This is a genomic window from Aeromonas sp. Lyrl_2 (assembly GCF_051948815.1).
Taxonomy (GTDB): domain Bacteria; phylum Pseudomonadota; class Gammaproteobacteria; order Enterobacterales; family Aeromonadaceae; genus Aeromonas; species Aeromonas veronii.
On record NZ_JAYJLJ010000011.1, the window covers coordinates 68,075 to 81,182 of the forward strand.

Annotated in this window: 9 protein-coding genes; 8 read left to right on the forward strand and 1 reads right to left on the reverse strand. The window is 60.3% G+C overall.

All coding sequences use genetic code 11. The features are described 5' to 3' along the window. Window positions 1-15 precede the first annotated feature (15 nt). From VF684_RS11485 to VF684_RS11510, 6 genes are all read left to right on the forward strand, one after another. Window positions 16-1,023, forward strand: coding sequence for a substrate-binding domain-containing protein (locus tag VF684_RS11485; protein ID WP_139440640.1), 1,008 nt, complete (start codon window positions 16-18; stop codon window positions 1,021-1,023). A 189-nt stretch (window positions 1,024-1,212) separates the two neighbouring features. Next, complete coding sequence (locus tag VF684_RS11490) at window positions 1,213-4,272, forward strand: beta-galactosidase (RefSeq protein WP_139440641.1); 3,060 nt, start codon at window positions 1,213-1,215, stop codon at window positions 4,270-4,272. 276 nt (window positions 4,273-4,548) lie between these two features. Then, complete coding sequence (mglB, locus tag VF684_RS11495; RefSeq protein WP_005340747.1) at window positions 4,549-5,535, forward strand: galactose/glucose ABC transporter substrate-binding protein MglB; 987 nt, start codon at window positions 4,549-4,551, stop codon at window positions 5,533-5,535. Window positions 5,536-5,588: 53 nt separating this feature from the next. Further along, entirely contained in the window at window positions 5,589-7,109 is a 1,521-nt protein-coding gene (mglA, locus tag VF684_RS11500; protein ID WP_033136359.1) for a galactose/methyl galactoside ABC transporter ATP-binding protein MglA, read from the forward strand. A 16-nt stretch (window positions 7,110-7,125) separates the two neighbouring features. Then, entirely contained in the window at window positions 7,126-8,136 is a 1,011-nt protein-coding gene (gene mglC, locus VF684_RS11505; protein WP_005342585.1) for a galactose/methyl galactoside ABC transporter permease MglC, read from the forward strand. Window positions 8,137-8,187: 51 nt separating this feature from the next. After that, window positions 8,188-9,921, forward strand: a complete 1,734-nt coding sequence (locus tag VF684_RS11510) for a methyl-accepting chemotaxis protein (RefSeq protein WP_139440642.1) — start codon at window positions 8,188-8,190, stop codon at window positions 9,919-9,921. A gap of 67 nt (window positions 9,922-9,988) precedes the next feature. Here the strand turns inward: VF684_RS11510 and trmA are convergent, their stop codons facing one another. Continuing rightward, window positions 9,989-11,122, reverse strand: a complete 1,134-nt coding sequence (gene trmA, locus VF684_RS11515; RefSeq protein WP_139440643.1) for a tRNA (uridine(54)-C5)-methyltransferase TrmA — start codon at window positions 11,120-11,122, stop codon at window positions 9,989-9,991. A gap of 170 nt (window positions 11,123-11,292) precedes the next feature. Between trmA and VF684_RS11520 the strand changes: the two genes are divergently transcribed. Both VF684_RS11520 and VF684_RS11525 read left to right on the forward strand, forming a co-directional pair. Then, window positions 11,293-12,435: a DUF5610 domain-containing protein gene (locus VF684_RS11520; RefSeq protein WP_139440644.1), complete on the forward strand. Its 1,143-nt coding sequence runs from the start codon at window positions 11,293-11,295 to the stop codon at window positions 12,433-12,435. Between the two features lie 89 nt (window positions 12,436-12,524). Then, window positions 12,525-13,058, forward strand: a complete 534-nt coding sequence (locus VF684_RS11525; protein WP_058059398.1) for a cobalamin adenosyltransferase — start codon at window positions 12,525-12,527, stop codon at window positions 13,056-13,058. The last annotated feature ends 50 nt before the right edge of the window (window positions 13,059-13,108 follow it).

Here is a 13,108-nt window from a genome sequence, read left to right on the forward strand (position 1 = left end):
ATAAGTGAAAACAGCATGAGTACCATCAAGGATGTCGCCCGTTTGGCCAATGTGTCGGTGGCAACGGTTTCACGGGTGATGAACAACTCGCCCAAGGCCAGTGCCGCCTCCCGCACCGCCGTCCAGAAGGCGATGACGGAGCTGGGCTATACCCCCAACGCTAACGCGCGGGCGCTGGTCAGCCAGACCTGCGATACCATGGGCGTCGTAGTGGGAGACGTGGCCGATCCCTTCTTCGGGGCTCTGGTGAAGGGGGTCTCCGGCGTGGCCGTCGAGCAGAATCTTCACCTGTTGATGGGTAACGGTTTTCACAAGGCGCGCCAGGAGCGCGAGGCGATCGAGCTGCTGATCGGCAAGCGCTGCGAGGCGCTGGTGGTGCACAGCAAGGCGCTCAGCGACGAGGAGCTCTGCGACTACGCCATGCGGGTGCCCGGCATGGTGCTTATCAATCGCGATATTCCTGCCATCAAGGGGCGCTGCATCGCCCTCAACAACCGGCTGGGGGCCGCAACGGCAACCCGCCATCTGATCGAGCTGGGTCACCGCCACATCGCCTTTATCAGCTCGGATCACGCCATCGAAGATGCCACCTTGCGGCTGCAGGGGTATCAGGACGGGTTGGCAGAGGCTGGTCTGGCGGCGGATCCCGAGCTTATCGAGAGCGGCACGCCGAACGAGGAGGGGGGCGAGCGCGCCATGCTCAATCTGTTGGCCAAGGGGCTCAAGGTGACCGCCGTGGTGGCCTATAACGATGCCATGGCGGCGGGCGCCATCTCCGTGTTGGCGGACAACGGCCTGCGAGTGCCGGAGGAGGTTTCGGTGGTGGGCTTCGATGACATCATCTATGCCAGATATTTGCGCCCCAAGCTCTCCACCATGCGCTATCCCATCGAGTTGATGGCGGCCCAGGCGGCAAAGCTGGCCATTCAGCTGGCGGCGGGGGAGAGTGACGCGACCCAGAGCCGGATCTATACCCCCACCCTGATCAATCGCCACTCGGTGGCACCGGTTCGGGCCGGATAGCCCCCTTTTGCGGCCCTGTTCGGGGCCGTTTCTTGCACAGTTATTGTTTTACCTATTTTTAATCATTTTTACTCCGCTTTACTTAACAAAATCAGTGTAATCGTTTACATCTGTGTGAGCGAGATCGCCGTTCCCTGCGTCATACTTCTCTAGACTGAATACGTTTTCCAATCAGCAGGGAGAGAGTGAATGCTCAGGGAGATAGTGGCGCGTCAGGATTGGCAGACTCAGGCTATTACGTCGGTAAACCGTCTGACTGCCCATACCCCCATGTTCAGCTGGCGCAGCGAAGCGGATGCCAGGGGTGATCTGGCCTCTTCCTCCCGTCTCTTGCTTGATGGCGAGTGGCGCTTCTCCTTCTTTGCCGCTCCCGAATTGGTGCCCGAGAGCTGGCTGGCGCAGGATCTGGTTGATGCCACTCCCATTACCGTGCCGGGCAACTGGCAGCTGGATGCCGCCTATCCGGCTGCGCGGCCGCTCACTGATGGCCCCATCTACACCAATATCAAGTACCCCTTTCCTTGCGATCCACCGCGAGTGCCGGCAGACAATCCTACTGGCTGCTACTCCCGCGAGTTCGAACTGCCCGCCGACTGGCTGGTAAGCGGACAGAGCCGGATCATCTTCGGCGGGGTGAGCAGCGCCTTCCACCTCTTCTGCAACGGCCGCTGGGTCGGCTACTCCCAGGACAGCCGGCTGCCCGCCGAATTCGATCTGACTCCTTATCTGCAGAGCGGTCGCAACCGGTTGGCGGTGCTGGTACTGCGCTGGTCTGACGGCTCCTATCTGGAAGATCAGGATATGTGGTGGCTGTCGGGGATCTTCCGCTCCGTCAGCCTGTTGCACAAACCGTCCCGCCATCTGATGGATATGCGGGTGACGCCTGAGCTGGATGCCTGCTATCGGGATGGCCGTCTCAAGATTGCACTGCAGGTGGCCAATGGGGCCGGTCTGTCGGTGGAGGCCAATCTCTATGACGGTGGCGAGCGGGTCGTGACCCTGCGCCAGCTGATAGGCACCCAAGCCATTGATGAGAAAGGGGCTTACGACGATCGCGCCGAGTTCTGGCTCGACGTGGCAGCGGCGCGCAAGTGGAGCGCCGAGACGCCCCATCTCTATCGCCTGACCCTGACCCTGCTCGATGAGCAGGGCCGCGCCATCGAGAGCGAGGCGTGCGATGTGGGCTTTCGGGTGGTGGAGATCCGTGGTGGCCTGCTGCGGGTCAACGGGCAGCCGCTGCTTGTTCGCGGGGCCAACCGTCATGAACACCATCCTGCCAAGGGTTATGCCATCGATCGCGCCACCATGGAGCGGGATCTGCTGCTGATGAAGCGCCACAACTTCAATGCGGTGCGCTGCTCCCACTATCCCAACCACCCCGACTTCTATCGCCTCTGCGATCGACTCGGTCTCTATGTGGTGGACGAGGCGAATCTGGAGACTCACGGCATGACCCCCATGGGGCGGCTGGCGCGGGATCCCGCCTGGAGCAATGCCTTTCTGGAGCGGGCGACCCGCATGGTGGCGCGGGATTTCAACCACCCCTCCATCATCATCTGGTCGCTGGGCAACGAGTCGGGTTACGGCCCGGCCCACGATGCCATGTATGGCTGGATCAAGCGCAGCGACCCGAGCCGTCCGGTGCAGTATGAGGGGGGCGGGGCCGATACCCCGGCGACCGACATTATCTGTCCCATGTATGCCAGAACCCATCAGGATCAACCCTTCCCAGCGGTGCCAAAGTGGGCGCTTGCCAAGTGGATCGGCCTGCCCGGCGAGCACCGACCGCTGATCCTCTGCGAGTACGCCCACGCCATGGGTAACAGCCTGGGGGGCTACGCCCACTACTGGCAGGCGTTTCGCGATCATCCACGCCTGCAAGGCGGGTTTGTCTGGGATTGGGTCGATCAGGGGCTCGACAAATACACCGCCGATGGTCGCCACTACTGGGGCTATGGCGGCGATTTTGGTGATGTGCAAAACGATCGCCAGTTCTGCTGTAACGGCCTGCTGTTCCCGGATCGCACTCCGCATCCAGCCCTGTTCGAGGCGAAGCGTGCCCAGCAACCGTTCCGCTTCACTCTGCTTGAGCGCACCCCGCTGCGGGTGAGGATCGAGAGCGAATACCTGTTTCGGGAAACCGACAACGAGCGGCTTTGCTGGCAGCTGTGTGAGAACGGCCATGTGCAGCAGCAGGGGGAGTTCTCCCTCACGCTGGCGCCGCAAGGGGTGGTCGAGTTGACCCTGAGCGAGGCGTTGCCCCCCTTTGCGGCAGGTTCACTGGCCTGGCTCGATCTGGCCATCGTTCAGCCCCAGGCCACCCTCTGGTCGCAGGCAGATCACAAGGTCGCCCGTCAGCAGTTCACCCTGCCGACTCCCCTTGCCCTGCCAGCGCCGGTCGCTGCCGCTACCCTGAGCGAGCAGCCGGATGGCTGGCGGATCACCGCCGCAAACAGCCAGTGGCGGCTCGACAAGCAGAGCGGCCGCATCACCAGTTGGCAAAAATCGGGGCAGGAGCAGTTGCTGGCGCCGATCATGGATCACTTCTATCGGGCGCCGCTCGACAACGACATCGGCACCAGCGAAGCGGATCACGCCGACCCCAACTCCTGGATTGCCCGCTGGCAGGGCTGTGGTCTCGGTCAGTGGCAGCACCGCTGTCTGGGGATCGCGGTCGCCGGAGGGGATATCCGGGTCAGTCATGGCTACTTCCACCGTGATGAGCTGCTGCTGGTGAGTCACTGGCATCATCACTTTACCGACGATGGCGCCATGAGCCTCGAGATAGAGACCGAGCTGGCACAGGTGCTGCCGTCGCTGCCGCGGATCGGCCTGCTGCTTCATCTGGCCAAGGTGCCAGCGCGAGCCGAATGGCTGGGGCGTGGCCCGCACGAAAACTATCCGGATCGCCTGCTTGGCGCCGATCTGGGGCGCTGGAGTTTGCCGCTGGAGGCGATGCATACCCCTTACATCTTCCCGAGTGACAACGGCTTGCGCTGCGATACTCGTCAGCTGCAGCTGGGCAGCACGACGGTGAACGGCAGCTTCCATTTCAGTGCCAGCCGCTTCAGTCAGCAGCAGCTGGCCGCCGCCCGTCACCAGAGCGATCTGGTGGCCGAAGAGGGGCTGTGGGTCTGCCTCGATGGCGCCCATATGGGGGTGGGCGGCGATGACTCCTGGAGTCAGAGCGTGCGTCCCGAGTATCAACTGCTTGAGCATCGTTACCGTTGGGGCTGCACTCTCCGTTAAGCCAGCTATGGAGGCGACTGTCGAGCCAGTGCGCCATTTTGACAACAGACCAGTAACGACTAGCCTCAATGCAGTGGGAAAGATTGAGTCTCAAATCTGACTTTTATTTATATGTATTTGAAAAATAAATATAAAGTTTCAATGTAACAGAGTGTAAACGTTTTCATTTTGTCGTCATGATCACAGAAGAAATGACAACAAACTGATTACATTGATTGGCGCTTGCTCAATTGCTCGCCACCCTACAACACAGATAGACACATCGGAGCACACATAATGAAAAAACTGACCACAGTTGCCGCCCTGCTGATGGGCATGATGGCTGGAGCCAATGCCCAGGCTGACACCCGTATCGGGGTAACCGTCTACAAATACGACGATAACTTCATGGCGGTCGTGCGCAAAGCCATCGAGAAGGAGGCGGCAGCCACTCCGGGGGTGGAGCTGCTGATGAACGACTCCCAGAACGACCAGTCCAAGCAGAACGACCAGATCGATGTGCTGCTGGCCAAAGGGGTGAAGGCGCTGGCCATCAACCTGGTAGACCCGGCTGCGGCCCCGGTGGTGATTGAGAAAGCCCGTGGCGAAGATATCCCGGTGGTCTTCTACAACAAGGAGCCGAGCGCTACCGATCTGGCCAGCTACGACAAGGCCTACTACGTGGGCACCGACTCCAAGGAGTCAGGGATCATCCAGGGTCAGCTGATTGCCAAACACTGGAAAGCCCATCCGGAGTGGGATCTGAACAAGGATGGCGTGATCCAGTTCGTGCTGCTGAAAGGGGAGCCGGGCCACCCGGATGCCGAAGCGCGCACCTCCTACGTGGTCAAGACCCTGAACGATGGCGGCGTCAAGACCGAGCAACTGCACATGGATACCGGTATGTGGGATACCGCGATGGCCAAAGACAAGATGGACGCCTGGATCTCCGGCCCCAACGCCAACAAGATCGAAGTGGTCATCGCCAACAACGATGGCATGGCAATGGGTGCGGTCGAGTCGCTGAAAGCCCAGGGCAAGACTGCCATTCCGGTATTCGGCGTCGATGCGCTGCCGGAAGCGCTGGCCATGGTCAAGAGTGGTGCCATGGCAGGTACCGTGCTGAACGATGCGGCCAACCAGGCCAAAGCCACCTTCGAGCTGACCAAGAACCTGGCTGAAGGCAAACCGGCCGGTGAAGGCACCAAGTGGAATATCGTCGACAAGGTAGTACGTGTTGCCTACGTCGGTGTGGATAAAGACAACCTGTCCCAATTCGAGTAATTCCCTCCTCCAGGGCAAGGGAGATCCCCTTGCCCTTTTTTCAACCAGATGTGATGGCTGATATGACAACACAGCAACAATCAGAATGGCTGTTGGAGATGATTGACGTCAGTAAGAGCTTTCCCGGCGTCAAGGCACTCGATAATGTCAATTTACGGGTCCGTCCTCATTCTGTGCATGCGTTGATGGGCGAGAACGGAGCGGGAAAATCCACACTGCTCAAGTGCCTGTTCGGCATTTACGAGAAGGATCAGGGCAAGATCTTCTTCAAGGGGCAGGAGATCAACTTCACCTCCTCGAAAGAGGCGCTGGAAAATGGCGTCTCCATGGTGCATCAGGAGCTCAACCTGGTGTTGCAGCGTACCGTGATGGACAACATGTGGCTCGGCCGCTACCCCACCAAGGGGTGGTTTATCGACCACGGCAAGATGTATGACGACACCAAGCGCATCTTCGATGAGCTGGATATCGACATCGACCCCAAGGTGAAGGTCGCGACCCTGTCGGTCTCCCAGATGCAGATGATCGAGATCGCCAAGGCGTTTTCCTACGATGCCAAGATCGTCATCATGGACGAACCCACCTCCTCGCTGACCGAGAAAGAGGTGAATCACCTCTTCAAGATCATCAACAAGTTGAAGGATAAGGGGTGCGGCATCGTCTACATCTCTCACAAGATGGAGGAGATCTTCCAGCTCTGTGACGAGATCACCATATTGCGGGATGGCCAGTGGGTGGCAACCCAGCCGCTCAAGGGCATGACCATGGATCAGATCATCGGCATGATGGTCGGCCGTGAACTGACCCAGCGCTTCCCTGAAAAAACCAACCAGCCGAAAGAGGTGATCCTCGAGATCGAACACCTGACGGCGAAGAACCAGCCCTCCATTCAGGATGTGACCTTCAACCTGCACAAGGGGGAGATCCTCGGCATTGCCGGATTGGTGGGGGCCAAGCGCACCGACATCGTCGAGACTCTGTTCGGCATTCGCGATCGCAGCCAGGGCAGCATCAAGCTGCACGGCAAAGAGGTGGCCAACCACAACGCCCACGAAGCGATCCGCAACGGCTTTGCGCTGGTGACGGAAGAGCGCCGCTCCACCGGCATCTACTCGCGGCTTGATATCGCCTTCAACTCCCTGATCGCCAACATGGACAGCTACAAAGGCTCCATGGGGCTGCTCAGCGACAACAAGATGAAGAGCGATACCCAGTGGGTGATCGACTCCATGCGGGTCAAGACGCCGACCCAGCAGACCCAGATAGGTTCCCTCTCCGGGGGCAACCAGCAGAAGGTGATTATCGGCCGCTGGCTGCTGACCCAGCCGGAGATCCTGATGCTTGACGAGCCCACCCGCGGCATCGACGTCGGGGCCAAGTTCGAGATCTACCAGCTCATCCTGGAGCTGGCGAAGAAGGACAAGGGGATCATCATCATCTCGTCAGAGATGCCGGAATTGCTGGGGATCACCGACCGGATCATGGTGATGAGCAATGGCCGGGTCGCCGGGATCGTCAATACCAAAGAAACTGACCAGAGCGAGATACTGCGCCTGGCATCTCTGTACCTCTAGAGACAGGAAGACATTTATGGAGTCGGCTAAAAATTTCAATCTGATGCAGGCGCTCAAGGAAAACGCCATCTATCTGGTGCTGCTGGTGCTGCTCATGGTCATCGTGATCCAGGAGCCCTCCTTCCTGAGCCTCACCAACTTCAGCAACATCCTGACCCAGTCCTCGGTGCGGGTCATCATCGCGCTGGGGGTGGCGGGCATCATCATCACTCAGGGGACGGATCTCTCGGCCGGTCGCCAGGTCGGTCTGGCGGCACTCATCGCGGCAACCATGTTGCAGGCGCTGACCAACGTCAACAAGGTGTTCCCGACGCTGGGGGAGGTGCCCATTCCTGCGGTGATCCTGCTGGTGTGTGTGGTGGGGGCGCTGATTGGTCTGGTCAACGGTCTCATTGTGGCCTACCTGAACGTCACCCCGTTCATTACCACCCTGGGCACCATGATCATCGTTTACGGTATCAACTCCCTCTACTTTGACTCGGTAGGGGCCTCGCCGGTGGCCGGGTTTGACCCCCGCTTCTCCAGCTTCGCCCAGGGCTTTATCCGGATCGGCGGCTTCAAGCTCTCGTACCTCACCTTCTACGCGGCCATCGCCAGCGTGTTCGTCTGGGTGCTGTGGAACAAGACCCGCTTTGGCAAAAACATCTTCGCCATCGGCGGCAACCCCGAGGCGGCCAAGGTCTCCGGCGTCAACGTGGCGGTCAATCTGGTGATGATCTATGCGCTGGCGGGGGTCTTCTACGCCTTCGGCGGTATGCTGGAAGCGGGCCGGATCGGTAGCGCCACCAACAACCTCGGCTTCATGTACGAGCTGGATGCCATCGCGGCGTGCGTGGTGGGCGGCGTGTCGTTTGCCGGCGGGGTGGGAACGGTCGCTGGTGTGATTACCGGCGTACTTATCTTCACCCTGATCAACTATGGTTTGACCTATATCGGCGTCAGCCCTTACTGGCAGTTCATCATCAAGGGCGGCATCATCATTCTGGCGGTGGCCCTGGACTCCATGAAGTACGCCAAGAAGAAATAACGATTGGCAGGGAGGGTTGGCGTTGCCAGCCCTCTCTTCTGGAGGGAACCCATGCCATTCAAGGTCAAGATCTACCTCTTGCTGCTCCTGGCCATTCTGGTCACCATCGGCACCGCCGGACTCAGCGTGAATCACTTCATCAGTGGCTACATTCGCACTCAGGCCACCCACAACATCAACGAGCAGATCACTCTGGTCAAAGAGAAGCTGGCTAGCGACATCAATCAGAAGATCCTGTTGGCCGCCAACCTCAACTTCGGGGTGACCAACGTCAAGAAGACCCTGCAAGAGACCGGCTTTCACAACATCGTCAAGGTGATCGGCGACATGGCCTTCGATGTGAACGGGGTCATCAATGACAGTGCCAAAGTCGATGCGCTGCGCAAGCTGATCCCCGCCGCCAACAACCAGATCACCGTCAGCCCGCTGCAACAGGTGGATGGCAAGCCGGTCATCACCATTCTGGTGCCGCGCGGCGCCGATTCCGCCTATCTCTACTACCTCGACATGAGCGAGTTCAAAAGCCTGCTGGAGAAGATGAGTGGCGATGGCCGCTACTTCTCGTTGGCCGACAGTCAGGGCAACAACCTCTATGACAGCAAGCCGCAGGGGGAGAGCGAAGCGCGCCCCAACCAGCTGGATATTCGCGGCAGCAGCTGGACCCTGACCGGCTACATCGATCTTGACTACATCCGGGCCATGACCCGGGCTCTCAACGGCCAGATCATCATGGCGCTGTGCGGCGTGGCGATCGTGGTGATGGTGCTGGCGATGCTGGCGCTCAACGTGGCCTATCGCCCCATCCTCTCGTTGCGGGATCTGGTGCTGGAGCTCTCCCGCGGCAGTGGCGATCTCACCCGCCGGCTGGCGGTGACTAGCAAGGATGATCTGGGCCAGATCTCGGCCGGGATAAATCGCTTTATCGAGCGGCTGCAGGAGATGATGGGGGAGGTGCGGCAGGCGAGCGGCCAGCTCAACAGTGGTATAGAAGGGCTGGCCAGCCAGACCGGCGCCGCCCAGTCCCTGCTGGCGGACCACGTGCGCGAGACCGAGCAGGTGGTGACTGCCATCAACGAGATGAGCCGCACCGCGGTCTCCGTCTCCGAGAGTGCGGCCAGCACCGCTCAGCTCACCGGCCAGAGCCAGCAGCTGGCGAGCCAGTCCCGTCAGGTAGTGGATCAGGCCATGGCCAGCGTGATGGCGCTGGTGGACGAAGTGGAAGCCACTGCTCGCTCCATCGAGGCGATGCAGCAGGATGTGCAGCAGATTGGCTCTGTGCTGGGGGTGATCGGCAGCATTGCCGAACAGACCAACCTGCTGGCCCTCAACGCCGCCATCGAGGCGGCCCGCGCTGGGGAACAGGGGCGTGGCTTTGCGGTGGTGGCAGACGAGGTGCGTTCCCTCGCGGCCCGTACCCAGCAGAGCACAGCCGAGATCCAGACCATGCTGGCCAGTCTGCAGCGGGGCACCCGAACTGTGGTGGATGCCATGGGCAACACCAAGCAGAGCTGTCAGGGGGCGGCCGAGAACACTACCAGGGTCAACGAGTCGCTGGATCTGATGGCCGGAGAAGTGGTGGAGATCAACGATCTCATCAGCCATATCGCCACGGCGGCGGAGCAGCAGAGCGCGGTGGCCGAAGAGATCAATCGCAACATGAACGCCATCGCTGAAGTGATCCGCCAGCTGACCCACAATGGCGAAGCGACGGTTGCCAGCTCCGTGGCGATGCAGCAGACCTACGACCGGCTGCGGGAGATCGTGGGCCACTTCCGGTTGGAGTGAGGCCGGTGTTCAGTCAATAACAAAACAGGGCCATCCGGCCCTGTTGTTGTTTTCCTGTCTGCCTGAATCAACCGGCCTTGCGGCGCAGATAGACCCCGGCTTCCATATGATGGGTCCAGGGGAACTGGTCGAACAGGGCGAAACGGGCGATTTCGTGGGTTTCGCCCAGCACGGCCATGTTGGCCTGCAGTGTCTCGGGGTTGCAGGAGATGTAGAGGATGTTGTCGTACTCCTGCACCAGCTTGACGGTGGCATCATCGAGACCGGCGCGGGGCGGGTCGACGAAGATGGTGTTGCACTGGTAGCTCTTGAGGTCGATCCCCTTGAGGCGGTTGAACTCCCGTTCACCACGCATCGCCATGGTGAACTCCTCGGCCGACATACGCAGGATGATCAGGTTGTCGACGCCGTTGGCGGCGATGTTGAACTGGGCGGAGTCGACGCTCGGCTTGGCGATTTCGGTGGCCAGCACCTTGCGGAAGTTCTGCGCCAGCGCGATGGAGAAGTTGCCGTTGCCGCAATAGAGCTCCAGCAGGTCCCCTTCGCTCCCCTTGGTCACATCCAGCGCCCAGGCCAGCATCTGTTCGTTGATGGCGGCGTTGGGCTGGGTGAAGCTGTTCTCCACCTGTTTGTAGGTTAGCTGGCGACCCGCCACGTTGAGCTGTTCGATGACGAAGTCATCCCCCAGACAGATCTTCTGCTTGTGGGCGCGGCCAATCAGCTGCAGCTCGAACCCCTTGGCGCGCAGATCGGCCTGCAGCGCCTCGGCGGCCTGCTGCCACTCGTTCTCCAGCTTGCGATGGTAGAGCAGGCTGACAATGATCTGGCCGGACTGGGTGGAGAGGTAGTCAATCTGGAACAGTTTGCGGCGCAGCACCGGGTGTGGGCGCAGCCCCTCCAGCAGCAGCGGCATCAACTGGTTGATGAGGCGGCTGGCGGTAGGGAAGTGGTCTATCTTGATGATCTCTTTGGTCGCCGGGGCATACATGCAGTGGAAGAGGTCATCCCCTTCGTGCCAGATGCGAAATTCGGCGCGCATCCGGTAGTACTCCGCCGGCGAGCTGTGCACTTCCAGCGCCGGGAGGGTGAAGCCGGCAAACAGCTCGGTGAGGCAAGCCCGCTTTTCGTCGAGTTGGGCCTGATAGTCGGCCGCGGTTCTGGGCGCCGGAGCGTTCGCGGAAGGCTGTTGGGATTGGGTCATAAATACCTCACATGCACACCGGCCGGGCCGGGTCGAAATCGGGGGAAGGCAACAGGCCACCCAAAGGGGCCCGATTTTAAAAGCCAGCCGCAGATTGTCCAGCATTTTGTGGTCAAGAAGTGTTCAGTCAGGCCGATAGCTGATCTACAGGCATGGTGGGAGGACACATTATGCAGATCGAAGGCGTGGGCGCAGCCCAACCCAAGGGAGTGGGTGTTTCTCCCAAATCGCCCCAACAGGCGGAGCAGAAACAGGTCAAGAGCGAGGAGGCGGTCTCCTTGCACAAGCCGCCCAAGTGGGCGCAAGTGCTGATCCAGCAGGCGTTGCAGTTCTCGCTGGAGATCAACGGCCAGGGCTATCAGGCGCCGAAGGTGAAAGAGCCCGAGGAGATCACCCCGGAGACCCTGTTCGACTTCCAGTCGGTGGCTGAAAACGTGCTGCAGTTTGTGACCGGGCGGCTTGGCGCCGCACGGGCCGATGGCAAATCTGACGACGACCTGACCGGGATGATGGAGCAGGCCCGCAAGGGGGTCGACAAGGGCTTTGACGAGGCGAAGAAGCAGCTCGGCAAGTGGGCGACCGACAACGACGATATCAAAACCGGTATCGATCAGAGCTACAAGCTGATCCAGAAAGGGCTCGAGGAGTTCGAGAAGGAGTTCTTCGGCAAGATTTCTCCGACCGACATGGGACAGGCCGAGATGGCCAGTCGCCAGCAGGGGTATCTGGAGATCCAGACCAAGGATGGCGACAAGGTGGTGCTGCGATTCAACGACAGCTGGCAGACCAAGTCCCAGACCAGCGAGAGCGGCAGCCAGTTCAGCCTCAAGTCGAGCCAGAGCTTCAGCTTCTCGCTGGAGGGGGACCTCAGCAGCGACGAGATGGAGTCCATCGGCAAGTTGGTCAAGGGGATCGACGAGCTGGCGGGGAGCTTCTTCTCCGGCAACTTCGAGGATCTGCTGGACAAGGCGGGCGAGCTGAAACTGGATGACAGCCAGTTGGCCTCCTACTCCCTCAAGCTCAAGCAGAGCGTCAAGCTGAGCCAGACCTATCAGGGGGCGCACTCCCTGCAGGATTTGATCAAGCCGTTTGCCGACTACCTGCCCAAGCTGGATCAGGTGCAGAAACAGGCGGATAGCCTGCTGCCACCATCCCAGCAACAGGCGCTGACCCCGGCCGTGTTGGCGGCGAGAGGGGAAGGGGAACCTGTACAGGTCGATCGCTTCACCAGCTTCAACCAGCGGATGCTGGAGGCGCTGCGGATGATCAACCAATTCCAGCCCTCCACCGAGCCCACCAGTAAGAACGCCTGAGCCACAGCGCGTAACGCAAGTAATGAGCTGCCGTTTGCCAGCCCTTCCCGGGGCTGGCAAACTGGCCTTTTCTCCAATCCGGTTGCCCCATGAACCCCAAGAAGCCAAGAGACAAGCGCGAGCTCTGCTACCCCTTTATCTTCGAAACCTCGTTCAAATGTGATTTTGAAATCGCCACGGACGAGCTCTGCTGTCAGGTCGGGGCCGTGCTGTCACACCTTGCGCCGGATGCCGATACCGAGCCCATGCTGGCGGATCTCGCGGCGTTGCAGCGGCTTATCTACAATCTCAACGGCTCGGTGCGCGGCAAGCTGGGGATCTTCGATGCAGATCTTGAGTGGCTCAAGGCCCGTTACGACCACTATAACGAGGCGAGTCGCGGCAGCGTCACAGGTTTTGTGCTGCCACAGGGGCCACAGCCCATTCCCACCCTCCATCTGTGCCGCTGCGGCAGCAAGAAGGTGGTGCGGCTGCTGGTCCGGCTGGAAGAGAGCGAGGTGGCCTTCGATCCCATTCTCTATCGCTTCGCCAACCTGCTGGCCAACTTCTTCTTCGTGCTCACCGTCTACCTCAAGCAGCGCTGGCAGGTGCCGGAAGTGCCCTACGTCAGCATCAACTACTGATGGCGGCTGGTTAGGGGCCAGACGTCATGGCGGATTGAACGGAATAAAAA